Here is a 24,897-nt window from a genome sequence, read left to right on the forward strand (position 1 = left end):
GCGGTGATGTGCGACGGGACGTAGGGGTCTGAGCCGTCGTGGCCATCCCCGTCGCAGTGGCCGCGCAGGTCTAGGACGGGGCGGATGGTGACGTGGCGGTCGGTGCGGGCGAGCCAGTCGCGGACGGTGGTGGCGAGGAGGGTGTGGCCGTGCTCGTCGGTGGCGAGGAGCCCGCGGCCTTCGAGGGCGTCCTCATTGAGGTGGAGGTAGGCCACGATGCTCTTCGACGGCGCCGGCGCATCCTGCCCGTTGATGAGCGCGAGGGCCCGGGCGGGGTCAGCGAGGATCCCGACCGCTTGGGACCTGCGTACGTCCAGGCTCTCCAGCGACCCGTCCCTCTTGAGGGCGTCCGCGACACGGGAGACGGCTTGGTCGAAGTCGACGAGGTCGGCCCAGTCGCCGCGGATGTCCATGGTGGCGATCCCGGTGTGGCCCATGGTGCGCTCGTCGAGGGTGACGTGGCGGTGCTCGAGGGCTTCGAGGGACTCGATCTCGACGAGCTCGGCGTACATCTCGAGGCGTGCTTCGTCGATGAGCCGGTCGACGGTGACGAGCCCGGCGGTCTCCGCGATCGGAGCGATCGCCTTGTCGACGCGCTCCACCACGTCCCTCGGTGTGCCGAGGACGGCGCGGGCGATGCGGTGCGCCCGCCACACGGGGACCTTCCCGGAGGTCACCTTGGCGTGCAGGCGGGGCATGCGGTGCCGGATGACCAGGGAGTCGCGGATGAACGCCCGACCCGCGCTCGTGCTCATCTGGTTGGCCGTCGCGAACGGTGCGGCGGCGTTCCACGCGATGGGTGGGATGCCGAACCACTGGTCCTCGTCGAGGTCACCGGTGCCGGGGGTGCGGTCGTCGCGGTCCCCGAGGTCGCCGGCGGGCACGGAGCTGCGGCTGGGTGCTTTCCAGGACTGGTCGCCCGGGGTCTCGGGGTGGGCGTGGGCCCACGCGATCGCGAGGTGGAACAGGTCGAGGTTGGCCCGGTCGGCGGCTGCTCGAGTCTGTCGGACGAGGGTGATGAGGTCGGTGGGGGTGGGCGCGTCGTCGTCGACCTGGTGGGGGTCGATGACGGTGGTCATGGCATCTAGTGTAGTCGAAGACACGTTCGGTTGACAAGCGCTCTTCACATGTATCCGCGCCGTCCGGTGGGTGGTTTCGAGGCTCGCTGCGCTCGCACCTCAACCACCGTTGGGGGCTCGTCGGGCTCGACCACCGACAGGTCCCTCTCCGGTGGCCAAACGTTTGACCACGCCGCACGCCGCCCGGTCCAGATGGGCTCGACCAACGAGCGGGACGGTTAGCGTGGATCTGTGAGCGAGCACCCCGATCGGCGGACGCCCGAGGAGCTGCAGGCGATCACCCGCCACCACGACGAGGGCGAGGTGGTCTACGTCGACGCGCGGCCGACGGACTACGAGCTGCGCGTGGTGGCGCCGGACGCCACCTGGCCGCAGCAGTACGACGAGCTGGCTGCGGCGGTCGCGCGCGCACTCGGAGACCGGGTGGTCGAGATCCACCACGTCGGCTCGACGGCCGTGTCCGGGTTGCCCGCGAAGCCGATCATCGACATCGACCTGGTGGTGGCGGACCCGGCCGACGAGGCGGCGTACGTCCCGGACCTCCAGGCCCTCGGCCTGGTCCACTGGCTCACCGAGCCCGACTGGCACCAGCACAGGCTGCTCAAGCGCCTCGCCCAGGACGACGACGAGGACGGGCACGAGCCTCGCGTGCACCTCCACGTCTTCGGGCCCGGGTGCCCAGAAGTCGTGCGCCACCTGATGTTCCGCGACTGGCTGAGGGCCCACCCCGAGGACCGCGACCGCTATGCCGCGGCCAAGCGGGAGGCCCTCGCCGCGCTGGACGCGACCGGGGCGGAGCACGGCGCGCTGGGGTCGGGGATGCGCTACAACGCGTTCAAGGAGCCGGTCGTGCGCGAGCTCTACGACGCGATGTTCCGCGCTGCCGGGCTCCTGGACCAGCCGACCGACACAGTCGACACCGCCGAAACAGCCGACACACACCCGTAACACCGCATGCGATAACCCCCGCGCGGACAGGTCGTTGAGGTGGCGACACCCTCCGAAAGGTCCCGCCGTGCGCCCCCTCCTCCGTCGACTGCTGCTGCCCGTCGTCCTCGCCGTCGCCCTCGTGGCCGGCGCGGTCTCCTACGCCAGCCCCTCGCAGCCGGCCACCGGTCCCTACTCGCAGTCCTACTTCGGCGACGGCAACCTCCCGCCGGGGTGCATCCGCGACATGAGCCTCGACAACCCGGACAACCGGTGCTTCCACATGCGCACCGGTCTCAACGCCCTCGACTCGCCCCAGGTGGACGTCCTCGTGCTGGTGCCGGCGTCGCCGACCGCCGAGCGCGACATGCGATTGATGCGCCAGTCCGTCGAGATGTGGGAGGGCGGCATCGAGCAGCTCGCCAAGCGGATGAAGCAGCCCTGGCTGACGAAGGTCGACTTCCACATCACCGTCGACGCGTTGAGCGGCGAGTTCACGACCTACCCCCTCGTCGACCCCGAGATCGTCGTGGTCGGCACCAACCCGGTCGGCGGGATCGGGATCGGCATCGACCCGGCGCAGTTCGTCGGCGACCTCGGCATCTACGACGCGCAGGGCGTGCCGTGCACCAGCATCGAGAACCCCTTCGACTTCGCCGCCTGGGAGGCGATCCCGGGCTTCGACACCCACCACGAGGAGCGCTCGGGCACCTACGTCGAGGACTGCGGTGGCGCGGGCGGCAACGTCTGCTTCGCGATCAACGGCGCGATCGACCCGCTGCCCAGCACGACCGAGGTCTTCAGCCTCTTCGACCTGGTCAGCCACGAGTTCGGCCACTGCCTGACCGTCGGTCACGTCGGCGACGGCGCGGAGGGGTCGTGGGGGCCGGTGCCGACCAACGACATCATGAGCTACAACGAGGACCCGCCGGGGCTGAGCAAGTGCGTCTCCAGCCTCGACGTCGAGGGCTTCGCGCTGCGGATGAGCGGTTACCTCGACCGCAACGGCGACGGCAGGGTCACGCGCAAGGACCAGCTCGAGGCCAACGACCAGCCCGGCGACGGACGCAACCCCTTCCAGGTGCAGAGCCCCAGCGACCACATCTACGCATCGGCCACCGGCTCCCCGGCCGACTGCCCCCAGCCCGACGTCGGTGTGCTCCCCGGCGCCCGCGTGAGCTGGTCGCCGACCCCCGTCACGACCACGCGTCCCCGGCTCACCGTGAAGAAGCCGAGCCGCACGGCCGACGGTCGGGTGCGACTCACCGGCACGGCGGCGTACGTCGCCCAGGGCAAGCAGCCTCGTCGCGCCAACGGCATGGTGGTCGATCGCGCGGGTGACGCCGACAGCCCCTTCAACGACCTGCGTGGGCTCGACGTGCGCGTCACCAACACGCAGCTGCTCGCCACCGTGAAGGTCGCGCGCCTCGCGCCGACCTCGGGCACGACCGGCCTGTCGTCCTACAGCCTGATCGTCAACGGCCGCCGCTTCGACTCGACCGGCCCGGCGAGCGACGGCGCCAACACCTACGACAACGGCGCCGAGACCTTCCTCGACGGCGTCAGCACGTGGGACCGCGCGAAGGGCACGGTGCGCTTCGCGATCTCGCGGCGCTACCTGGAGTCGTTCGGCAACGTGGCGCCCTACTACGTCGGCAGCACCAGCAGCGTGCAGAACGCCAAGCGCGTCGTCTACGTCGACGACACCGCCCCCGCCGGCCAGGGCCGGATCGGCGTGACCGGCCGCGCGCTGCGCGAGGTGAAGGGTGCGCAGCAGGCGACCCCGCCGACCGGCACCAAGCCCTACTCGCTGTCCTTCCGCGCGGCGGACGGCAACTCCTTCGCGGTGTCGCAGACCAACGGCGGCCTCGGCAGCCTGGTCTCCGACCCGCACGTCTTCTCGATGTCGGTGACGTCGCCGAGCAAGGTCGAGCTGGTCCTGGACTGGTCCGACCCGCTCTCCGACCTTGACGTGACCGCCCAGGCGGGCGCCAGCGACCCGGTCTACAGCGCCGGCGGCAAGCCGGACACGCTCGTGCTGCCGAAGGTCCAGGGACCGATCGAGCTCGAGGTCAACCCGACCCTCGTGGGACCGACGGGCACGACCTACACGCTGCGCGCGAAGGTCACGCCGCTGGGCAAGGACCGCGACCGCGACGGGCTGACCGACCCGGGCGACGCCTGCCCGACGCTGCCCGGACCGCTGCCGTCGGGCTGCCCCGACGCGGACCGCGACGGCGTGCCCAACGGCAAGGACCAGTGCAAGCGGCTCCCCGCCTCCACGGCCACCGGCTGCCCGGCGCCGGCGACCGAGTGGATCCGGGTCCTCGTCGACGGCCAGCAGGTCCGCAAGGTGCGCATGGACCGCGCCTTCGGCACCGGTCGCTTCGACCTGACCGTCGCGGTGCCGCGCGGCATGCACCGGATCCGCACCGAGTGGCTGGACCGCGCCGGCGTGCTCACCTCGGTGGTGCGCGAGGTGCGCTGAGCGGCTGACCATGGCGCGCGCGGCCCTCGCTGGGTGAGCATGGGCGCATGACCGACACCCCGACCGAGACCCAGGGCCGTGACTTCGTCGACGCCGACCTGACCGGCGCCCGCTTCACCCGCGTCGACCTGTCCCGCGCGGTCCTGCGGGCTGTCGACGTCCAGGGAGCAGAGATCGACGCGCCGTGGCTGATGGAGGTGGGCGGGGTGTTGCTGGTCAACGGCGTCAACGTCGCGCCGCTCGTCGACGCCGAGCTCGACCGTCGCTTCCCGGGGCGCTCGCTGCGTCGAGCGGGCGATCCTGCAGGACTGCGCGTGGCCTGGGCCGCGCTCGAGGCGACCTGGGCGGCGACGCTGGCCCGCGTCGAGGCGATGCCCGCCGGCACGGTCGACCGGCAGGTCGCCGGCGAGTGGTCCTTCGCGCAGACCCTGCGGCACCTCGTGATGGCCACGGACGTCTGGCTGGGGCGGGGGATCCGTGGGATCGAGCAGCCCTATCACCCGATCGGCCAGCCCAACGCGGAGTACGCCATGGACGGGCTCGACACGTCGATCTTCAGCCCCGAGCAGCCGTCGTACGACGAGGTGCTGGCGGTCCGCGCCGAACACGTCGCGCAGGTGCGCGACTTCATCGCGACCGTGACGCCCGAGGTGCTGGCCGAGGAGCGGCGCAACCCGTGGGACCCGGCCCACCCCGAGACCGTGCTGGCGTGCCTGCACGTGATCCTGGGCGAGGAGTGGGAGCACCACCGCTATGCCGTGCGCGACCTCGACCAGATCGAGGCCTCGGCGACGTAGTCTGCCGAGGTGACCGAGCTCGGGGCCGGCGACAGCATCGTCGTCGCGACGACCATGCCCCTCTCGGACACGTCCCGTGCCGACCTGAGCGCGCAGCTGGGCCCCGGCTATGTCGTGGTCGACATCAAGAAGGCGCCGCCCACGACCAACATCGTGCTGACGACCGTCGTGAGCGGTCAGTTGATCGGCATCCTGCGCGCCCAGTTCCCGCAGGCGCGCATCCTGCTCGCCGAGATCCACGACGCCGAGCGCGGGATCCGCTATGCCGGGCCGGTCACGCGGGTGATGGACACCGGGCCGGACGGCTACTTCGTGACCCACGACCTCGAGTCGCTCTCGCCGATCGTGCAGCAGGAGGCGCAGCTCCAGCTGACCGGCAGCACCCGGCGCTCGGCGCCGATGCTGGGCGGCCGGCCGATGTCGGAGCCGGTGGCTGAGCCTGCTGGGGTGCAGCCGGAGCGCGAGGTCATCGAGGCCGCCCTCGCCCGTGCGGCGGCGCTGGGCGTCGGCGACGCCGAGCACCTCACGGCGCTGCTGCACCCGGACTTCCGTTGGACCTCGCACGTCGGCGAGACCTACGACCGGGAGGACTACGTGCGCCGCAACACCGGTGGCCACACCGTGTGGCGCTCGCAGGAGCTGATCGACCCGACGGTGGTCGTGGTCGGCGACACCGCCGTGCTGCAGGCGCACGTGAGCGACGTGGTGCTCGACGACTCCGGCGAGCCCATGACCTTCCGGATGCCGGTCACCCAGACGTGGGTGCGACTGGACGGGTCCTGGCGGTGCCTCGCCGGGCATGCGGGCCCGCGGCTGGCCTGAGGCAGGGTGCGCGCTCAGTCCGGCGGCAGCAAGGCCCCCAGCCCGTCGACTGCCGCGAAGTGCGTGACGGTCGGGAACGGGTCGTAGAAGTGGTGCAGCAGCGCCCGCCACTGCTCGTAGTCGGCCGAGCCGCGAAAGCCCGTCTCGTGGTCCTCGATGCTCGCCCACGTGACGAGCAGCAGGTAGGTCTCGGGCGCCTCGACGCAGCGCGTGACCGACACGCCAAGACAGCCGGTCTGGCGACGGATCAGCGGCAGCGCCTCGGCCATCGCCGCCTCGAAGGCCTCGGCCTGACCGGCGCGGACGTGCAGGAGGGCGTGCTCGAGGACGGGCGAGGAGGTCATGGGGTCATCCTCGCGCGACCCCGCGCCTGTCGCTGGTCGAGCCCGCGGAGCGCCAGCGACGAGGCGTCGAGACCCGCCGTACGACGACCGTCCCCGCCCTCGCCGCTCGACCGACGAACGGGGCACCATCCAGAAGGGCACCCGTGCGGGGTGGTCAAACGTTTGGCCACCCCAGAAGCGCCCTCACCGACAAGGCGCTCGGTGGTCGAGCCCGCGGAGCGCCAGCGACGAGGCGTCGAGACCCGCCGTACGACGACGTCCCCCAGACCGCAGGCACCTCACCAGGTCTCGACACCCTCGGGCCTAGCGGCCCACGCGGCTCGACCACCGAGAGGTCAGAGGTCTCGACACCCTCGGGCCTAGCGGCCCTCGCGGCTCGACCACCGAACGGCGGAACGGCTCGACCACCGACGAGGGCAGGAACGACACCGACCCGCGGAGCCGGTGGGCTCCGCGGGTCGGGATCAGTGGTTCAGGCAGTGCAGGTGGTGCTGGGATCAGCCGCCCTGGACGAAGGTAGCGACGTCCTCGCCCTCGTAGAGGTCGGAGACGGAGACGGCGCCACCGGGGACGTCGTCGGCCTTGAAGATGTAGCTCGCGTTGGAGGGCGACTCACCGACGACGAACTCCAGCGGCACCGCGATGCCACCGGTGTCGACGGTGCCGATGCTCTCCTTGGCGGCCAGCACGCCCTCGGGCGTCAGGTCGCCGTCCTCGCAGGCCTTCTCGAGGATCTGACGCATGACGTCAGCGGCCGCGAAGCCGAACATGACACCCAGCGTCGGGTCGTTGTCGTACTCCGCCTGGTAGGCCTTGAGGATCTCGGGCTTCTGGTCGAACGGCGCGACGGGGGACGCGACGTAGAGGTTGGCCTTGAGGGCGTCACCGGCCGGCGTGTCGAGCAGGCCCGGCGCGTAGACCGGGTTGTTGCCGGCGAGCGGCACGTTGAGGCCGCTGGCAGCGGCGACACCGGCGATCGAGGCGGTCTGGCCGGGGGCCACGGTCATCGCGATGACGTCGACGTCCTCGGACTTGAGCTTGGTGACCTGCGCGGTCATGTCGGTGTCGGTGGGCTGGATCTGCACCTCGACCACCTCCATGTCGTGCTGCTCGGCGAAGAACTCCGAGCCCGCGAGCCCGCCCTCGCCGTACTCACCCTCGAAGTAGATGTGGCCGATCTTGGCGCCCTCCTCGATCTCGCCCTCCTGGAGGAGGTAGTCGAGGACGTTGATCATCTCGACCTCGTACGTCGACCCGACGACGGTGTTCTCCGCGACCTCGGTCAGCGACTGGGCCCACGCACCCGGGATGTTGACCATGCTGTCGGCCTCGAGCTGCTGCGCGAGGCCGGTGTTGATCGGCGAGCCGATGGTCTGCTCGAGCGCCAGCACGTCCTCCTTGACGGAGGAGTAGAGCTGGATGCCGCGCTGGGTGTCGTAGCCGTGGTCCTTGACGATCTCCTCGACCGTGTAGGTGTCACAGATCTTCTGGTCGGCGTTGAGAGTCTTCCAGTAGAGGGCCTGGGCGTTGGTGATGTCGGTGCCCAGGGCGGCGAAGACGCCCGTGAGGTCGGTCAGGGAGCCGAGGCTGATGACGTCACCCTCGATGCCGCGACCGATCTTGACGCCGTCCTCGGAGGTGGTGGCACCGCCACCGTCCTCGGCCTTGGTGCTGCAGCCCGTGGCGGTCACGAGCAGGACGGCCGAGGCGAGCGTGATCGCCCGGCGCTTGTTGGTGTTCATCTGGGTGTTCCTCCTGGGGACGAGCCGGCGGGGGCCGGCTGGGTGACGCTGACGGGCTTTGACTCTTGGGGTGGACGGGGTTGTCGCTTGAAGCGGCGGGCGAGACCGGCGAGACCTCCGGGCTCGAAGAGCACGACGAGCACGATCGCGCCGCCGTAGAGGAACGCGGCCGCCTGGCTGGCGACGATGCCCTGCTGGCCGGGGTCGACGATGAAGGGCAACGAGGCGGAGTACTGCTGGAGCACCAGCGGCAGGGCGCTCACGAAGGCCGCGCCCATGGCGGCACCGCCGACCGAGCCGAGACCGCCGAGCACGATCATCGCGAGGTATTGCACGGAGACCAGCAGCGAGAACGACTCCGGGGCGACCGAGCCGATCGAGAGGGCGTAGAGGACGCCGGCGAGGCCGGCGTACATGGAGGAGACGAGGAAGACCTTCGCCTTGTACTCCTGGACGTTGACGCCCATGACCGAGGCGGCGACCTCACTGTCGCGGACGTTCTGCAGGGCGCGGCCGGGGCGCGAGCGCAGCAGGTTGGAGGCGAACCAGCAGGCGAGGGCACACAGCGCGAGACCGAGGTACCAGAGCCGCTCGGCCTGGCCGAACGGCACGCCGAGGACGGCGAGGTAGGGCTCGTCGTTGCCGCCGAAGCTGAAGCCGAAGAGCTCGAACGGCGGCGCGATGCGACCGTTGAAGCCACCGCTGACCGACGTCCACGTGTTGAAGATGTGCTGGCCGATGAAGACCAGCCCCAGCGAGGCGACACCGAGGTAGATGCCGCGCAGCCGGGCCGCGATCGGGCTGAAGAGGACGCCCGCGAGGCCGGCCATCACGACGCCGGCGACCATGCCGACGATCGGCGGGAGGCCGAAGCCGCCGTACTCGATCGCGGAACCGCCGGGGTCACCTGAGACGTAGACGTAGGTCAGGGCGCCGACGGCCAGGAAGAACGCGTGGGCCAGCGAGAGCTGCCCGGTCGTGCCGACGAGGAGGTTGAGGCCGACCGCGCCGATGATGGCGGCGAAGACCGCGAAGCCGGTGCGGAGCCAGAACTCCTCGACGTAGAGGGGCAGCGCGAGGAGCACCACCAGGAGCGCCAGCATCGCGGCGCCCTTGAGGAGACGGGGGGCGGTGTCAGACACGGGTCACATCCCTGGTTCCGAAGAGGCCCGAGGGCCGGACGAGCAGCACGGCCACCATCACGACGTAGGGCACGACCTCGCCGAAGCCGCGGCCGAGGAAGGCGATCTGGTCCTGGTAGCCGGCGGCCATGGCGGTGGCGACGCCGATGATCAGGCCACCCACGAGCGCCCCACCGGTGGAGTCGAGGCCGCCGAGGATCGCGGCGGGGAGAGCAGCGAGCGCGACCGCCCAGATGGCGGGGGTCACACCGGGCGTCGGCGAGCCCGTGGCGAAGAGGCCGGCCACCGCCGCCAGGACGCCGGCGACGAGCCAGGCGACCATCGAGACCCAGCCGAGCCGGATCCCCATCAGGGCGGCCGCCTCGCCGTCCTCGGCCGCGGCGCGCATGGCGACACCCCAGCTGGAGAACTTGAAGGCGATGAAGAAGGCGCCGATGAGGACGCCCGCGACGATGATGGCGAGCGCGCGGTTGGTGGTGATGCCGACGCCGCCGATGTCGACCGCGTCGCCGCCCCACGGCTGTCCGACGTTGAGGATGTCGGAGCCGATGCGGCGGGTGATCTCGGTGAGGATGATCAGGTCGACGCCGATCGTGAGGATCGCCAGGCTGATCACGGGTGCACCGCGCAACCTGCTGATCAGCAGCCGCTCGACGAGCACGGCAGCCGCTGCGGTGCCGACGATGCCGACGGCGGCCGCGGCCCAGAAGCCGATCGGCTCGCTGAGTCGGGCGATGAGGTAGGCACCGAGCAGCAGGAGCGAGCCCTGCATGAAGGTGACGACCTCGCTGGCCTTGAAGATGATGACGAAGCCCAGCGCGATGAGCGCATAGATCGCGCCCAGCGAGAGCCCGTTGAGGAGCAGGGACAGGAACTGGTTCACGGTGTCTCCTCGTCCGTGCCGTGGGCGGCGGCTGCCGCCGGATCGGTCTCGTCGCCCGAGCCGAGATAGGCGCGGATGACCTCGGGGTCGGCCTGGACCTCCTGGGGGGTGCCGTCGGCGATGCGGCGACCGAAGTCGAGCACCGTCACCCGGTCGGCGATGCCCATGACCATGCCCATGTCGTGCTCGACGAGGATCACGGTGATGCCGAGGGCGTCGCGGATCTCGAGCACCGACTGGGCCATGCGGGCGGTCTCCTCGGCGTTCATGCCGGCGACCGGCTCGTCGAGGAGCAGCAGGCGAGGCTCCGTCGAGAGCGCCCGGGCGACCTCGACGCGCTTCTGGTCGCCGTAGGACAGCACCCCGACCGGCACGTGGAGCTTGTTGCCGAGCTCGAGGAAGTCGGCGATCTCGCAGACACGGGCGGTGTGGCGCTTCTCCTCCGCGCGAGACTTCGGCAGGCGCAGGCCCGCGGAGACGAAGCCGCTGGTGGTGAGCCGGTGCCGGCCGAGCATGAGGTTCTGCACGACGGTCTGGGATCCCGAGAGCGCGATGTTCTGGAAGGCGCGGGCGACCCCGAGGCGGGCGATCTGGTGAGGCTTGCGCCCGGTGAGCACCTCGTCGCCGAAGCGGACCTCGCCCTCGGTGGCCTCGTAGACGCCCGAGAGGACGTTGAACATCGTGGACTTGCCGGCGCCGTTGGGGCCGATGACGGCGTGCACCGCGCCAGGCGCGACGGTGAAGGAGACCTCCGAGAGGGCCTGGAGTGCGCCGAAGCGCACGGTCACGTTGTCGATCGTCAGCGGCCGCACGTCCTTGCGCAGCTGCGGGGTCGCGGTCGTGCTCATGCCTTCCACCTCGCGAGGGTCTTGCGCTCGGCAGCAGGGGCCGCCGCGGCTCCTGGGTCGGACGGGGTCTCCTCGGCGCCGTGGCCGAGGTAGAGGCGTTGGACGGCGTCGGTCTGGGCCAGCTCGGCGGCCGGCCCCTGGAGCGACACCTTGCCGACGTCGAGCACGAAGGCGGTGTCGGCGACTCCGAGCGCCATCGTGGCGTTCTGCTCGACCAGCAGCACCGAGGTGCCCTGCCGGTTGATCTCGCGGATGACCTCGCCGATCTGGCCGATGATGCGGGGAGCAAGTCCCAGCGACGGCTCGTCGAGGAGCAGCAGCTGCGGCCCGGCCATCAGGCCACGACCGATCGCGAGCATCTGCTGCTCGCCGCCGGACAGCAGCCCGGCGCGCTGGGTGCGTCGGTCGGCGAGCACCGGGAAGAGACCGTAGACGCGCTCCTGGGCCGGGGCGCGGGTGGCCTTGTCCTTGGCCCCGAGGCCGCCGGCCTTGAGGTTCTCCTCGACGGTCAGGCGGCTGAAGATGCGGCGCCCCTCGGGCACCTGCACCAGCCCGTCGGCCACGCAGCGTGCCGGGTCGCGTCCCTTGAGGTTGGCGCCGCGGTAGCGGATCTCGCCCGACTCGACGCGACCCTTGTGGAGCTTGAGGGTGCCCGAGAGGGTGCGCAGCAGCGTCGTCTTGCCGGCGCCGTTGCTGCCGAGGAGAGCGACCACGCTCCCCTGCTCGACGGTGATGTCCACTCCCCGCAGGGCCTGGACCACACCGCCGTAGGTGACCGCGAGATCCCGGACCTCCAGGATCGGCTCGCGTGTCTCGGCCATCGTGTGCACCCTTTCGTCGTCGCCGGTGAGGCAGCTCCCCCACGTGCAGTGGGCAGCTCGACGGTCCCGAGAGGGGTCGGTCCGCGAGGTCGACGGGTCGCCACCGGGGGAGCTCGGTGGTGGGCTAACCCTGCTGCCAGGGTGAGCACCGCCACCATAGTGACGGCACTCACATGATCTGTCATTCTTTGTTCGTGAGAACAAAGGGGTCGGCGGCGCAGGTTGGTACGGCGGTCACCGACCCGCGCATCGTCGCGGTCTGCCAGGAGCTGCTCGACGGTCTCGACGCCTTCACGTTGGAGGTCGTCCAGCTGATCCGGCAGGAGGAGCCCTACTACGTCGAGGTCATCACGATGCGCCAGCTCGTGGACTCGGTGCGCCCCAACGTCGTCGGGCTCCTGCAGAGCGTGATGACCAACGAGACGAGCACGTTGGCGGCCCCCCGCCGCACGGGCCGGACGAGGGCGGAGCAGCAGGTGCCGCTCGCGATCGTGCTCCACGCCTACCGGCTCGGCGCCCTGCACATCTGGAACTCCCTGGTGAAGCGCTGCGGTGACGACCCGCGGGTCAGCCGGGCGCTGCTCGACTCGGCCTCGGCGCTCTGGACGGCGCTCGACGTCTACTCCCAGGAGCTCGCCGTCGCCTACCGCGACGTCGAGACCGAGCACCTGATCCGCGACGCGCGGCTGCGCGAGACCGCCCTGGTCGCGCTCTTCAGCGGGATCACCTCCACCGGGCAGGGCTTCACCGACGTCGCCGAGGCGCTGCGGTTGCCGCAGGTGGGGACCTTCGTCGTGGTCTCGTGCGACCCACCGCCGCTCGAGGACGACGGCGACAAACCCTCGCCCGAGCGCACCCTCACCTCCTTCGGCGTGCGCTCGGTCTGGCGCTCCGAGACCGACTGCGACCTGGGCCTGGTCGCGCTCACGCGCAGCTATCGCGTGGACCGGATGATCGAGCAGATGGCCTCGCTGGGGCTCGGCCGGGTCGGCGTCAGCGAGGTCTTCGAGTCGGTCCTGGAGACCCCCGCCGCCGCCAAGCAGGCGCGCATGGCGCGGGAGGCCGCCACCCCGGGCACGAGCGCCGTGACCCGCTTCGAGGACGCCCGGGTCGCCGCCCTGGTCGCCGCCGCTCCGGAGCTCGCCACCGGGCTGGCGCAGCAGGTGCTGGGGCCGGTCCTGGGGCTCGACGTGGTGGAGCAGGGACTCCTGCTGGGCACTCTGAGGGCGTGGTACGCCGCCGACGGCTCGGCCGCGCAAGCCGGCCGGATCCTGCACTGCCACCCCAACACCGTGCGCTACCGCCTGGGCAAGGTGACCCAGCTCATCGAGCTCGACCTGCGCAGCCCCACGGACGTGGCGCACCTCTACCTGGCGCTCGAGGCATGCCGACTTTTGTCCGTCGACACAACCGGCTCTTAGCTTGTGCGCAAGGCGATGAGGGACTAACCGGCCGGTCCCCGGCGTTGGGCCAGGCATCGCGCCACCACCCCTGGCGCTGCACCACATCCCCCACGAGAGGACGTCTCATGAGCGACTACCAGGTCGTCAACCCCGCCACCGGTCAGGTCGAGCAGGAGTTCCCCACCGCAACCGACGCCGAGGTCCAGGAGGCCGTCGAGCGCGCCCACACGGCGTACGGCTCGTGGCGCACGACCACGCAGGACGAGCGGGCCGCGATCCTGCTCCGCGTGGCCGACCTCTACGAGGAGCGTGCCGACGAGCTCGCCCGGATCATCGCCCGCGAGATGGGCAAGCCGCTGAAGGAGGGCAAGGGCGAGATCGCGCTCGTCGCCTCGATCTTCCGCTACTACGCCACCGAGGGGCCCGACCTCCTGGCCGACACCCCGCTGAGCCCGAAGATGGGCGGTGACGCCGTGGTCCGCAAGGAGGCGGTCGGCCCGCTGCTCGGGATCATGCCGTGGAACTTCCCCTACTACCAGGTCGCGCGGTTCGCGGCGCCCAACCTGATGGTCGGCAACACGATCATCCTGAAGCACGCGCCACAGTGCCCGGAGTCCGCGCTCGCGATCGAGCAGCTCTTCGCCGACGCCGGCCTGCCGTCGGGCGCCTACGTCAACGTCTTCGCCACCAACGACCAGTCGGCCGACGTCATCGCCGACCCGCGGGTCGTGGGCGTCTCCGTCACCGGCAGCGAGCGCGCCGGCTCGGCCGTGGCGGAGGTCGCCGGTCGCCACCTCAAGAAGGTCGTGCTCGAGCTCGGCGGCTCGGACGCCTTCATCCTCCTCGACACCGAGGACCTGGGTGCGGCCGTCAAGGCCGCCGTGCGCGGCCGCATGGGCAACGCCGGCCAGGCCTGCAACGGGGCCAAGCGGATGATCGTCGTCGACGACCTCTACGACGAGTTCGTCACGGCGTTCACCGGCGCGATGGCCGCGCTGACGCCGGGCGACCCGCTCGAGGACGGTGTCGACTTCGGCCCCCTCTCCTCCGAGCAGGCGGTGGCGAACCTCGTCGAGCAGATCGACGACGCGGTCGCCAAGGGCGCCACCGTGCTGGCCGGCGGCAAGCGCGTCGACCGCGCGGGCGCCTTCATGGAGGCGACCGTGCTGGCCGACGTCACCCCCGACATGCGCGCCTTCAGCGAGGAGCTCTTCGGTCCGGCCGCCGTGGTCTACCGCGTCGCCGACGCCGAGGCGGCGATCGCGCTGGCCAACGACTCGAGCTTCGGCCTGGGCGGCGTGGTCTACAGCGCCGACACCGCCAAGGCCCAGGAGGTCGCCGACCGGCTCGACACCGGCATGGTGTGGATCAACACCGCCCAGGGCTCGGCCGCCGACCTGCCCTTCGGCGGCACGAAGCGCTCCGGCGTCGGCCGCGAGCTCGGCCCCTACGGCATCGACGAGTTCGTCAACAAGAAGCTCATCTACACCCCGGCCGCACGCTGACGCTCACTGCAGACCTCACCGCAGGGTGAGGGCGCCGGGCCCGCAGTCCGCCGACCAGGCGGCGCGGGCCCAGCCCGTCACATCGCGCGACGACCGGGCGAGCATCACGTCGTAGCACCCACGCGCGACGCGCCACCCGTCGGCCGCGGTGTCCCAGTAGGAGAACGAGCGCCGGTCGAGGTCGATCGACACGATCTGCGACGCGCCCGGCGCGAGCCTCATCTTCTCGAAACCCTTGAGCTGCTTGGGCGGCTGCGGGGTGCCCCGGCCCGGCGACGGCATCCCGACGTAGACCTGCGGCACCGCGGTCCCGGCGCGCTGGCCCGTGTTGGTGACCCGGAAGGACACGGTCGCCAGCGTCCCCGCGCCCCGGCGCAGGACCGGGCGGGAGAAGCGGAAGGTCGTGTAGCCCAGGCCATGACCGAAGGCGTACGCCGGGCGGATGCGGCGCTCGTCGAAGTGGCGGTAGCCGACCATCACCCCTTCCTTGTAGCGGACCGTGCCCGCGATCCCGGGGTAGGCCGCGCGGTCCCCCGCGGTCGGCAGGTCTGCCGCCCGTCGGGGGAACGTCATCGGCAGGCGGCCACCCGGCTCGGCGTCGCCGAAGAGCACCCGCGCGAGTGCGGTGCCGACGTTCTGACCGGGGTACCACGCCTCGAGGATCGCGGGGACCTTGCTGCGCCACGGGGTGAGGACCGGGCCGCCGGACTGGAGCACGGCGACCGTGCGCGGCTGGGCCTCGGCGACGGCGGCGATCAGGGCGTCGCGGTCGATGCCGTCCATCTGGCCGGAGTTGAGCGTCGGCGCCATCTTGTCGGAGCCCTCGGTCATCTTGTCGCCGACGACGACCACGGCCGCGTCGGCCCGCCGTGCGACGGCCGCGGCGCGCGCGGCGTCCGAGCCGTCGTCGTACAGGACGCGGGACGCGCCGAGGCGCGTGCGCAGGCCCTCGAGCGGCGTGACGCTGCGCAACGGGTTGACGTCGGAGGAGCCGCCGCCGGTGCGGATCAGGTCGGCCTCGGGTCCGATCACGGCCAGGGTCCTGGTGCTGCGCTGCCGCAGGGGCAGCAGCGACCCGGAGTTCTTGAGCAGCACCATGCCCTGCGCCTCGATCGCCGCAGCCCGGGCGTGGTGGGCTGCGACGTCGATGCGCGAGGCGTCGTCGCGGAAGGCGGGGGCGTCGAAGATGCCGTAGGCGAACATCGTGCGCAGGATCCGTCGCACGTGGTCGTCGATGGTGTCGGTGCTGACCTGGGAGGTCGCGACGAGCGCTCGCACCGCGATCGGGTTGTAGACGAAGCCCGGCCAGATGTCGAGGTCCAACCCGTTGTTGAGCGAGTTGAGGGTGTTCTTCGCGGCGCCGTAGTCGGTGAGGACGAAGCCCTTGAAGCCCCACTCCCGCTTGAGGATGTCGACGAGCAGGTGCTCGTTCTCGCAGCCGTAGGTGCCGTTGATCCGGTTGTAGGCGCACATGACGGTGCCGACGTCGGCGTCCTTGACGGCCGCCTCGAACGCCGGCAGGTAGATCTCGCGCAGCGCGCGCTCGCCGAGGATCGCGTTGACGAAGAGCCGGTTGCCCTCGCCCGCCACACCGAGCGGCGAGCCGGGGACGGCGTAGCCCTCGCCCTCCTGGTTGTTGACCGCGTAGTGCTTCACGTTGGCGATCAGCCCCTGGGACTGGATGCCCTCGATGAACCCGACTCCCATCCGAGCGGCGAGGTAGGGGTCCTCCCCGTAGTACTCGAACGTGCGGCCGTTGAGCGGCGTGCGCCCGATGTTGACCCCCGGGGCGAAGACGACGTGGTTGCCCTTCTTGCGGGCCTCGTCGGCGATGACCGTGCCGGTCGCTCGTGCGGTCGAGGTCGAGAAGGAGGAGGCGACTGCCAGGGGCGACGGCATCTGCGTCGCCTTGCCCTGGCGCGTGCCGACCGGGCCGTCGCTGAAGTAGAGCGTCGGGATGCCGAGGCGGGCCAGGCCGTTGCTCGTGCCGGTGTGGGTGCCCTCGCCACCGGCCGCGCCGGAGAGCTCATCGCCGCCGAGCAGCGCGATCTTCTCGTCGAGGGTCAGCCGGGCGAGCACCAGACCGGCGCGCTTGTCGGCCGAGAGCCGGGTGTCGCACCAGGGCCGCTCCCGGACGTCGCCGCAGATCCCGGCAGCCTGGGCGGCGTGCGTGGAGACGAGGGTGGAGAGACTCACGGTCAGCAGCACGAGGACCGCTCCCAGCGCGAGGCGGACAGGGCGGCGAGCGGGATCGTCGGACACAGGTGTCCAACGACGCGCTGTGACGGTCGTTACGTCGGATCGGGTCGTGACGCCGTGCGCACGAGCACCGCGACTCCCGCTCCGGCGAGGACGACGAGCATCCACAGACCCGAGGAGCCCGACGCGGTGCTCCGGCTGCCGACATCGGTGACCTGGGACGTCCCCCGCAGCGCAGCGCTCGACTGACGGCCCGGCCCCGACGCCTCCACACCGGAGGCGGCGACGACGCGGAACGACCAGGCGCCACTGATGACGTGGCCATCGCTGCCCACGACCCGGTAGTCCACCCGGTGATGGCCGTCGCGGCGCAGGTCGAGCGCCACCTCCACGACCCGTCCCATGCTCCCGGTCGACCCACGGGTGACCTCGACGCCGTCGGCGTCACGCACCTCGATCTCGGCGCCGGAGACGTCGTCGACGAAGACCATCACCAGCTGACTCGTCGCGATCGAGACCACACCGTCGCGCAGCGGCGCGGTGCTGACGAGGTCGGTGTGCGCCTGTGCGGGCGCCCCGCCGAGCAGGAGTGCGCACATGACGAGCACCGCCGTCAGGCCCGCGCTCACCGTGCCGCTCCGTGTCCAGGCTGTCGTCCTTCGACCCATGGTCCTGCCCGCCTCCCGCGTCTGCATCCGGTCGGGTCGAGGATGCGACCGGAGGCTTGTGCGGACCTTGGGGCCGGGCAGGTGGGGCGGCTGCAGCTGATATGTAGGCGCTTCCTGTCAAGGGGCAGGGTGAGGCGCCCGTCCCGGTTGTCCGGGGCGGGCGCCTCGTGCTTCGTCGTCCGTGGCGGTGGCTGAGCGTGTCGTTCGACGCGCGGTCAGGCTGATATGCGCGGGTTGGTTACCGCAGGACGGGCTGTTCGGCTGGAGCGGATCGCGTGTCTAGTGACGAGCGTCGCCGGACTGCGTCCGGTTGCTCATAGCTGCATCGCGGGTCGCTCCTCGCGCTGCTGCCAGCGCCTGGTCGACGAAGCAGATCAGGGTGGGTCTATTCCTCGAGGACGGCCAGGGACCAGCACCAGCCGGCTAGTTCGCGGGCGATCGCGATGTTCGCGACCGTGTGCTTCTTGTGGCGGGCCCGCATGGTGTTCCAGCGGTGGTGCAACCGGCGGTTGCCTTCGTCGCCGCGGGCCCGGGCTGCGGGTCCGGCCAGGTCCCAGCGGTCGCGCATGATCTTCCCGACCCGGTAGGCCGGGCGGTGGTGCCAGGCCGACTCGACCAGCAACCGACGAAGGTGGGTGTTCCCGGTCTTGGTAATCGATCCCTGGACCCGCGACTGGCCTGAGGAGTGCTCGCTGGGCACGAGCCCGATGAAGGATCCGATGGTCTTGCCGGTGAACCGGTCCCAGTCGCCGACCTCGACGGCCAACGCGAACCCGGTCAGGGTGCCCACCCCGCGCAGGCACCCCAGGCGGTGGACCATCGGGGTGAACTCGCAGTCAGCGGCCATCTGGGCGATCGCGTCATCGAGCCGGTCCCGGCGGGCCTTCACGCTGAGCACGGCGTCGTAGTCGGACTCGAAGGTCATCCTCGTCGCAGCGGACCCGAGCTCACGGCCGGTCTGCCGCAGCCACATGTCATGGGCGCCGGTCCAGGCGTGTCCGCCGGAGTAGACGAAACCCTGGCGCAGCAGCAGCTTGGACAACCGGTGCCGGGCCCGCATCAGGTCACCACGGGCGTCCTCACGAGCCCGGACCAGGTCTCGTGCGGCCTCTTGCTCGAGGCTAGGCACCGCGACCGCGGTGAACTCGTCCAGCCGCAACAGTCGGGCCAGGTGGACCGCGTCCTTGGCGTCGGTCTTGACCCGGTCACCACTGGGCCGCTGCAGCTTCGACGGCGCGACCACCTCACATCGGATCCCGACGCCGTTGAGTGACCGTGAGAGCCCGAACCCCGTCGGGCCCGCCTCGTAGGCCGCCGCGACCGGTCCCGGCAGGGCCTGGATCCACGACCGGATGTGCTCGTGCGAAGGGGTCAGCTTCGCTTGGAACATCTCGCCCGTGACGCCATCGATCGCCGCTGCCGCGACCGATCGTGCGTGCACGTCGAGCCCAACACTCGTACGCTCTGTGAACACCGGGGCCTCCCACAACTGTCGGATAGGCCGAGCAGGCGGCCCCTGCTCGGTAACCCACGAATCTCTGTGAGTGAGGCCCCGGCCCGCAACCCAGTCAGGCCGACCGGGTCACGTCGTACCGTCTAGCCGGACGTGACGTCGACCGGGAAGCGGGCCACGACCGTCGTCCCTCCGGGCGACGGTCGCTCACCCACCTCGAGCTCACCGCCCACGTCCTCGATGGTGTCGCGCAGGAGCCTGAGGCCCAGGTGGTCCTTGCCGGACCCCCGCTCCCCCGCACCTGGCCCCCTGCCGTCGTCGGTGATGCGCACGAGCACCTCATCGGCACTGTGTCCGACCTCGATCTCGACCACCTCCGCGTGCGCGTGCTTCACGACGTTGTGCAGCCCCTCGCGGATCACCCGATAGATCAGTCGACCCGTGTCGGGGGTGACGTCCAGCTCGGGGAGCACCATCAGGCTGGTCCGCAGGCCCGACTGCTGCGACACCTGGCTCGTGTGCTCCCGGAGCGCCTCGTAGAGACCCTCACCCACGAGGTCGGGGGGATAGATGTCGGTCATCAGCGAGCGGAGCATCGCGACGTCCTTCTGCACCATGAGGCTCGCACTGTCCAGTCGTGCGCACACGTCGGAGGGTGCTCCCGCTTCACGCAGCTGCCGCACGAGGGTGGGCATCGCATAGGCGAGGCCGGCGAAGTCCTGGACCACGCCGTCGTGGAGATGCTGTGCGATCCGGCGCTGCTCGAGCTCGGCGGCCCTCAGGGCGTGGCGCGTCATGCGCGACGAGCGCTCCTGCGCCCGGCGGATGCGCCGGGTCATCACCACGGCCAACGGCGTCGTGACGAGCTGGAAGAGCAACACCCCACCGACCAGGATCGGCACGAACCACATCGTGATCGTCGCCTCGTCACGCCGCATCTGGTCGATGTCCATGTAGGCCTCGAAGACGAAGGACGCGCCGTCGGCGTCGACGGCCCCGACGTAGACCTCGAGCAGCTCCTCCTGCTGCTGGTCCTCGAGGTCGTTCTCGGTGCGGGAGAGGTCGGAGAGCTCCGCGACGACGTCCTCGGTGCCGAGGAGTGCCGACACCGACTCCTCGAGCTCGAAGGTCCGCCCCACCAGTGCCTTCTCGTCGGACCAGATGACGCGACCCTGGCCGTCCCAGAGCTTCATGTGCCGCACGCTCCCGTCGATCAGTCGCTGCCTCAGCGCCGTGTCGAGTCGGACCATGGCCTCGGGATCACCGTCGCGGACCTCCTGGTTCAGCAGCGGTGCGGCCAGCAGGCCGCTGATGGCCGCCGCCTCGTCGCTCGCCGCCTCCAGCGCACTGTGACGGGCGATCATGTCGGCCAGGACGAACGTGGCGGCGACGAGGACGAGCAGGAAGCTGAGGCTGCAGATCACGAACCAACCGACGGGACTGATCAGCTCACCGGAGTCGTCGACGCGCGTCTCACCGGATGTGTGGGCCACTGACGAGACCATGGGTGTTGGCGATGACCACGGCCTCGAGCTGCGAGTGCGCACCCAGCTTGGCCAGGACGGACTTCACGTAGCCACGGCAGGTGTGGACCGAGATCTGGAGCTCGCCCGCGATCCGTCGCACGTCGTAGCCGCGGGCGAGCAGGGCCAGGACATGGTTCTCCCGTGCGGTCAGCGCCGTGAACGGCGACGTGGTCGACCCGTGCCTGGGGGGCGTCGTGGGCGGCCGACCGGGAGCGACCATCGCCTGCAGCATGTCCAGCTGCACGACCATCCCCCCGGGTCGGGCGGTGCGCAGGTGGTGGAGCAGATCGCGCAGTGATCCGTCCTTGGGCAGCAGGGCACAGGCCCCCGAGCCTGCAGCTCGTCGCACGATGCTCACATCCTGTGCGTGGGCGGTCAGGACGACGACGCGCAGACCGGGTCGGGCGGCCACCAGCTGCTCGGCCACCTCGAGGCCGTCCTCGTCTCCCAGCTCGACGTCCATCAGGACGACGTCGGGCGAGGTCATCGCGGCCATCTCCAGCGCGGAGGCACGATCGTGGGCGGCGCCGACGCACTGCAGGTCGTCGACGTCGTGGAGCGCCAGCAGCATCAGGTCGGTGAAGGTGCGGTGGTCGTCGACCACCATCACCGTCGTGGTGCTGCTGTGCGCCTGGTCCCGAGACGTCCGAGTGCTCATGGGAGCTTCCCTTCGTCTGTGTGGAGCATCAGCCAATATGGCGTGGATGTCATCCCCCAATTGGGGGATGGCCTTAGCCGCTTGGACCCCGTGAGGCTAGACAGCCGCTGAGAGGCCCGCGACCACGCGAGCCAGCTCGCGGTCCTCGTCACACTCCGCCGGCCCCATGACACCAGGAAGGGCCTGGCGCAGGAGACGCACCAGCATCCGCACCTCCTCGCGGGAGTCCTCGCGGTGCTCGGCCACCGACGTCTCCTCGCTGTGCAGGATCTCGAGGTAGAGCTTCTGGCTCTCGTGCGACGGCTCCGAGCCCAGCTCGTCGCTCAGTCGCGCCCGCAGCTCCGCGTAGGTCCGCAGGGCCTCGCTGTGCCGCCCGAGGCCGTGCAGTGCCTGCATCAGCAACCGTGCCGGCTCCTCGGCGAGCCGGTCGACGTCGACGGCGGTGCGGGCCAGCCGCATGGCACGTCCCGGCTCGTCGATCGCGAGAGCCCGGCGTGCTCCCAGGCCGGTCGCCACGACCAGCTCCGCCTGGAAGGCCTCACGCTCGCGGATGGCCCACGCGGCATAGGGCTCGCCGGCGAGCAGTGGCCCCCGGACCAGGGCCAGGGCCCGCTCGAGCGTGTCGAGGTCGACCGAGAGCGCGGTCTCGCCGGCCAGTCCGGCCGATCTCACGAGCCTGCGGAACTCGACGACGTCGACGGTGACCGCCTCGGGGTCGAGGACGTAGCCCCGCATCACAGTCCGCAGCGCGGAGTCGCGACCCCGCCCGAGACCCAGCCTCTTGCGCAGGACGCAGACATAGCTCTCCAGGGTGCCCAGGTAGGAGCGCGGCGGGCGCCCCTCCCACAGCAGATCGGCGAGCCGGTCCTTGGAGACCGGCGTGTCTCCCGCCATGGCGAGAATCTCCAGGACCTGCCACGGCTTGGCACCGCCCACGGCCTGACTCGTCAGCGATGTCCCTGACTCGATGACGCCGGTCGGTCCCAGCAGATTGATGTGCAGCATGTGAATCCCCCTTGGTCGACGCGCCCTCTACGCATCGACTAGGGCAGTCTCGGCCCGCGACAGCCCGTCGCCACAGCCCCACGTGGGGGCCGGACGACCCCGAAAGTCCGCTAGTCATTCCTAGCTAGGACCATGGCCCACACAGAGGAGGCCCCGACCACCCTTCCGGGTGGTCGGGGCCTGGGGCGAACTGGACGAGCTGGACGATCGGGGCGGACCGCCTCCTCAGCGCCTCCTGAACGCGAAGCCGGTCTGGCTTCCGCCCATCGCGCTGACCACGCTGACCGTGGAGGTCGTCCCGGGGGTGACGCCAGCGGCTCCGCGGAAGCTCCACGCCCCGGCGGCGTCGACGGTGGTGAAGCCCAGCACCCGACCGGTCAGGGCCGACCCGAGCACCACGGCGACCCGTTGGCCGGCCAGCACGTCGCTGGTGCCGCTGGCACGCCACCCGTCGCCGGTGCGGAACTCGGCTGCCGCGACCACCAGCGCCTCCGGCCGGGGGCTGACGCTGACCTCGTCACTGACCTGCTGACCTCCTTGGCCGGTGACCGTGAGCCGGAGCACCACCGGAGCGGAGCTGGTGGCGTAACCCGGGTTGGTCGTGGTCGTGCTGGTCGGCAGCGGCATCGGCGGCAGCACGAACGCGGGACGCGCCGTGGTGGCCCCGGTGATCGTCACCGCAGGACCGCTCACCTGGCTCCACTGGTAGGTGTCCACCAGGGTGCTGCCCGTGCCGTCCAGCGTCACGGTCGCACCCCGGCGCACGGTCTGGTCCACCCCTGCCGCCGCGACCGGCGCCGGAGCCGGCTGGGTCGGGTCGGGGGTCACGACGTTGACCGCCACGACCACCGGCTCGCTCGTGCCGGCCGGACCGCTCACGACGAGCTCGAAGGCGATCGGACCGTCGTAGCCCATCGGGGCCTCGAAGGTCGCCACGGCCGCGCTCGCCCCGGTCAGGACCACCCGGTTGGCATCCGTCACCGGCACCTCGACCGTCGAGGGCGCCGTCCCGACGGTCCCGTCGGGCAGGACCACCTCCACGTCCTCGGTCCGGGTCGCGGGCACCTGCCTCCAGGCGTACGACGAGATCGTGCCCGTCGATCCGGTCCCGGTCAGCGTGACCAGCTGTCTCGCCGTGGCGTCGACCGGGCTCGCGAACGCAGCCGCCACCGGCACGTCGGCCTGCATCCCCGCACCACTCGTCGAGATCGGGACCGTGCTGCTGCCGCCCTTGTCGGAGGTCACGGTCACGGTCGCGGGAGGCGCGAGCGTGGTCAGGGTGGCCGTCCCGTCGATCAGGGGCTGACCCAGCACGCTCAGCGCGCCCGGGGTCGAGTCCTGGTCGCTGGAGGCAGCGCTCACCGTCAGCACGTCGGCGTCGGCGTCGTAGGAGGCGCGCGTGATCGTGACGACGTCCCTCAGCAGGGCCTGCTTCTGCGCCACCGGGGTGTCGCCGACGTTGGCGACGCTCACCTGGGCTCCGTCGGGCACCTGCTCGACGGCCAGGCGGCCGTAGTAGCTCCCCCGCTCCCCCTGCAGCCGCGTCTCGATGAAGCCGAGCCCGGTGTCACGCACGTGGAGCGACTGGTCGGCGTCGGACGTGGCATAGACGTCCACGAAGCCCGAGCCGTCAGCGCCGACGGCGTACGTCGCCTGCTGGACGTCGACCCCCGCGTTGGTCGCCAGGCGACCCTGCACGGTGAAGAGGTCCGTGCGGGCCAGCTCGACCCAGGAGCCGTCCGGGCCACGTCGCTGCACCGAGACGTAGTTGGTCCCGTAGGGACTGCCCACGACCTGGTGCTCGACCCCGGGATCGCCGACGTAGCCGGCCGGGGCCGCGGGCGCGACGGCCGGGTCCCAGCGCAGGAACGGGCCGACCCTGCTGCTCAGCGCCTGGCCGAACACCCCGGGCGTGGTGCCGATGTCCTGGGTGTAGTTGATGCCGTCACCCTCCACGAGGAGCTCGTCGGCACCGTAGGGGTGGATGATGCGGTAGTCCCCGTCCGCGATGGCCTTGTCGCGGATCCGGATGCGACCGAAGACCATCTGGTCGCCCTCGACGACCACCCCGTTGGCCCAGGCCCCCTCGAGGTCCAGACCGACCGACATGTCGACCCCGGGACCGGTGACGACGGCACCGGCCAGCTGGTAGAAGAACTCGCCGGGGAAGTTGTCCGGGTAGGACACCGGCGCGTCGGGGTCGGGCACCTCGTCGGGCAGCGTCGAGCACAGCGGGTCGTCGAGCGTCGTGCAGGCCTCCAGGCGAAGCCCGTTGCTGTCGCGGTACCACGTGGGGAAGCCGTGCTCAGCGGTCGGGCCGACCTGGACCAGGCTGCCGATCCGCGGCTCGAGGGTCCCGTCGGGCGCCGTCGGCGCCACCGGCACCGCGAGCGCCGACGCGGCGATGCCGAGCGCGACGGTGCTGCACAGCAGGACGAGAAGGCCCCGACGACGACGTGGCCGCCGGCGGCGGGCACTCACGGGTCCTGGGTCGAGATGGTGCAATGCCATGGTCCTCAGCTCCTTCGGGTCGGACCACGCAGGTGCCGACCGGGTCGTGGTCGGCACCAGGGTCCGAGGCGGACCT

Annotated in this window: 20 protein-coding genes; 6 read left to right on the forward strand and 14 right to left on the reverse strand. The window is 71.1% G+C overall.

Features of this window, described 5'->3' with window-relative positions:
• Window positions 1-1,079 (reverse strand): hypothetical protein (locus AAG827_RS03500; protein ID WP_341924421.1); only part of this gene is annotated, 1,079 nt, incomplete at its 3' end.
• A 231-nt stretch (window positions 1,080-1,310) separates the two neighbouring features.
• On the opposite strand from AAG827_RS03500, the gene AAG827_RS03505 reads away from it, so the two are divergent.
• The 4 genes from AAG827_RS03505 to AAG827_RS03520 all read left to right on the forward strand — a co-directional run bounded on the left by AAG827_RS03505 (window position 1,311) and on the right by AAG827_RS03520 (window position 6,113).
• Window positions 1,311-2,027, forward strand: a complete 717-nt coding sequence (locus AAG827_RS03505) for a GrpB family protein (RefSeq protein ID WP_341924422.1) — start codon at window positions 1,311-1,313, stop codon at window positions 2,025-2,027.
• A gap of 67 nt (window positions 2,028-2,094) precedes the next feature.
• Window positions 2,095-4,494, forward strand: a complete 2,400-nt coding sequence (locus AAG827_RS03510; protein WP_341924424.1) for a hypothetical protein — start codon at window positions 2,095-2,097, stop codon at window positions 4,492-4,494.
• 47 nt (window positions 4,495-4,541) lie between these two features.
• On the forward strand, window positions 4,542-5,291 hold the full coding sequence (locus tag AAG827_RS03515; protein WP_341924425.1) for a DinB family protein: 750 nt from the start codon (window positions 4,542-4,544) through the stop codon (window positions 5,289-5,291).
• Window positions 5,292-5,300: 9 nt separating this feature from the next.
• Window positions 5,301-6,113: a nuclear transport factor 2 family protein gene (locus tag AAG827_RS03520; protein ID WP_341924426.1), complete on the forward strand. Its 813-nt coding sequence runs from the start codon at window positions 5,301-5,303 to the stop codon at window positions 6,111-6,113.
• 14 nt (window positions 6,114-6,127) lie between these two features.
• On the opposite strand, the gene AAG827_RS03525 is transcribed toward AAG827_RS03520, so the two are convergent.
• The 6 genes from AAG827_RS03525 to AAG827_RS03550 all read right to left on the reverse strand — a co-directional run bounded on the left by AAG827_RS03525 (window position 6,128) and on the right by AAG827_RS03550 (window position 11,893).
• Window positions 6,128-6,457 carry an antibiotic biosynthesis monooxygenase gene (locus tag AAG827_RS03525; protein ID WP_341924427.1) on the reverse strand — a complete coding sequence of 110 codons (330 nt, stop codon included), beginning with the start codon at window positions 6,455-6,457 and terminating at the stop codon, window positions 6,128-6,130.
• Between the two features lie 497 nt (window positions 6,458-6,954).
• Window positions 6,955-8,199: an ABC transporter substrate-binding protein gene (locus AAG827_RS03530; protein ID WP_341924428.1), complete on the reverse strand. Its 1,245-nt coding sequence runs from the start codon at window positions 8,197-8,199 to the stop codon at window positions 6,955-6,957.
• The gene (locus AAG827_RS03535) at window positions 8,196-9,341 is read right to left on the reverse strand and encodes a branched-chain amino acid ABC transporter permease (protein ID WP_341924429.1); all 1,146 of its coding nucleotides are present in this window, start codon (window positions 9,339-9,341) and stop codon (window positions 8,196-8,198) included. The genes AAG827_RS03530 and AAG827_RS03535 overlap by 4 nt, the downstream gene beginning before the upstream one ends.
• A complete protein-coding gene (locus tag AAG827_RS03540; RefSeq protein WP_341924430.1) occupies window positions 9,334-10,224 on the reverse strand; it encodes a branched-chain amino acid ABC transporter permease in 891 nt (296 codons plus the stop codon). Before AAG827_RS03540 ends, AAG827_RS03535 begins: the two co-directional genes overlap by 8 nt.
• A complete protein-coding gene (locus tag AAG827_RS03545; protein WP_341924432.1) occupies window positions 10,221-11,072 on the reverse strand; it encodes an ABC transporter ATP-binding protein in 852 nt (283 codons plus the stop codon). The genes AAG827_RS03540 and AAG827_RS03545 overlap by 4 nt, the downstream gene beginning before the upstream one ends.
• A complete protein-coding gene (locus AAG827_RS03550; protein ID WP_341924433.1) occupies window positions 11,069-11,893 on the reverse strand; it encodes an ABC transporter ATP-binding protein in 825 nt (274 codons plus the stop codon). The genes AAG827_RS03545 and AAG827_RS03550 overlap by 4 nt, the downstream gene beginning before the upstream one ends.
• A gap of 194 nt (window positions 11,894-12,087) precedes the next feature.
• Between AAG827_RS03550 and AAG827_RS03555 the strand changes: the two genes are divergently transcribed.
• Window positions 12,088-13,314 (forward strand): helix-turn-helix domain-containing protein, encoded by a 1,227-nt coding sequence (locus AAG827_RS03555; protein ID WP_341924434.1) that lies wholly within the window; start codon window positions 12,088-12,090, stop codon window positions 13,312-13,314.
• Window positions 13,315-13,421: 107 nt separating this feature from the next.
• Window positions 13,422-14,801: an NAD-dependent succinate-semialdehyde dehydrogenase gene (locus AAG827_RS03560; protein WP_341924435.1), complete on the forward strand. Its 1,380-nt coding sequence runs from the start codon at window positions 13,422-13,424 to the stop codon at window positions 14,799-14,801.
• A 15-nt stretch (window positions 14,802-14,816) separates the two neighbouring features.
• Here AAG827_RS03560 and AAG827_RS03565 read toward each other — a convergent pair whose 3' ends face one another.
• From AAG827_RS03565 to AAG827_RS03595, 7 genes are all read right to left on the reverse strand, one after another.
• Window positions 14,817-16,997, reverse strand: a complete 2,181-nt coding sequence (locus AAG827_RS03565) for a glycoside hydrolase family 3 C-terminal domain-containing protein (RefSeq protein WP_341924436.1) — start codon at window positions 16,995-16,997, stop codon at window positions 14,817-14,819.
• A gap of 95 nt (window positions 16,998-17,092) precedes the next feature.
• A complete protein-coding gene (locus AAG827_RS03570) occupies window positions 17,093-17,629 on the reverse strand; it encodes a copper resistance CopC family protein (protein WP_341924437.1) in 537 nt (178 codons plus the stop codon).
• Between the two features lie 424 nt (window positions 17,630-18,053).
• Window positions 18,054-19,109 (reverse strand): IS110 family transposase, encoded by a 1,056-nt coding sequence (locus AAG827_RS03575; RefSeq protein ID WP_341924438.1) that lies wholly within the window; start codon window positions 19,107-19,109, stop codon window positions 18,054-18,056.
• Window positions 19,110-19,264: 155 nt separating this feature from the next.
• Window positions 19,265-20,614 (reverse strand): ATP-binding protein, encoded by a 1,350-nt coding sequence (locus AAG827_RS03580; RefSeq protein ID WP_341924439.1) that lies wholly within the window; start codon window positions 20,612-20,614, stop codon window positions 19,265-19,267.
• Window positions 20,595-21,305, reverse strand: coding sequence for a response regulator transcription factor (locus AAG827_RS03585; RefSeq protein ID WP_341924440.1), 711 nt, complete (start codon window positions 21,303-21,305; stop codon window positions 20,595-20,597). Before AAG827_RS03585 ends, AAG827_RS03580 begins: the two co-directional genes overlap by 20 nt.
• A gap of 96 nt (window positions 21,306-21,401) precedes the next feature.
• Window positions 21,402-22,310, reverse strand: a complete 909-nt coding sequence (locus AAG827_RS03590) for a BTAD domain-containing putative transcriptional regulator (RefSeq protein WP_341924441.1) — start codon at window positions 22,308-22,310, stop codon at window positions 21,402-21,404.
• A gap of 225 nt (window positions 22,311-22,535) precedes the next feature.
• A complete protein-coding gene (locus tag AAG827_RS03595) occupies window positions 22,536-24,791 on the reverse strand; it encodes a hypothetical protein (RefSeq protein WP_341924442.1) in 2,256 nt (751 codons plus the stop codon).
• Between the last annotated feature and the right edge of the window lie 106 nt (window positions 24,792-24,897).

Origin of the sequence: Nocardioides psychrotolerans (genome assembly GCF_943371775.1) — a bacterium.
Lineage (GTDB): Bacteria > Actinomycetota > Actinomycetes > Propionibacteriales > Nocardioidaceae > Nocardioides > Nocardioides psychrotolerans_A.

Coding starts and splice junctions, on each gene's coding strand:
- AAG827_RS03545 (WP_341924432.1), bottom strand. CDS start 11,072: ATGAGCACGACCGCGACCCCGCAGCTGCGCAAGGACGTGCGGCCGCTG.
- AAG827_RS03550 (WP_341924433.1), bottom strand. CDS start 11,893: ATGGCCGAGACACGCGAGCCGATCCTGGAGGTCCGGGATCTCGCGGTC.
- AAG827_RS03585 (WP_341924440.1), bottom strand. CDS start 21,305: ATGAGCACTCGGACGTCTCGGGACCAGGCGCACAGCAGCACCACGACG.
- AAG827_RS03525 (WP_341924427.1), bottom strand. CDS start 6,457: ATGACCTCCTCGCCCGTCCTCGAGCACGCCCTCCTGCACGTCCGCGCC.
- AAG827_RS03515 (WP_341924425.1), top strand. CDS start 4,542: ATGACCGACACCCCGACCGAGACCCAGGGCCGTGACTTCGTCGACGCC.
- AAG827_RS03560 (WP_341924435.1), top strand. CDS start 13,422: ATGAGCGACTACCAGGTCGTCAACCCCGCCACCGGTCAGGTCGAGCAG.
- AAG827_RS03590 (WP_341924441.1), bottom strand. CDS start 22,310: ATGCTGCACATCAATCTGCTGGGACCGACCGGCGTCATCGAGTCAGGG.
- AAG827_RS03530 (WP_341924428.1), bottom strand. CDS start 8,199: ATGAACACCAACAAGCGCCGGGCGATCACGCTCGCCTCGGCCGTCCTG.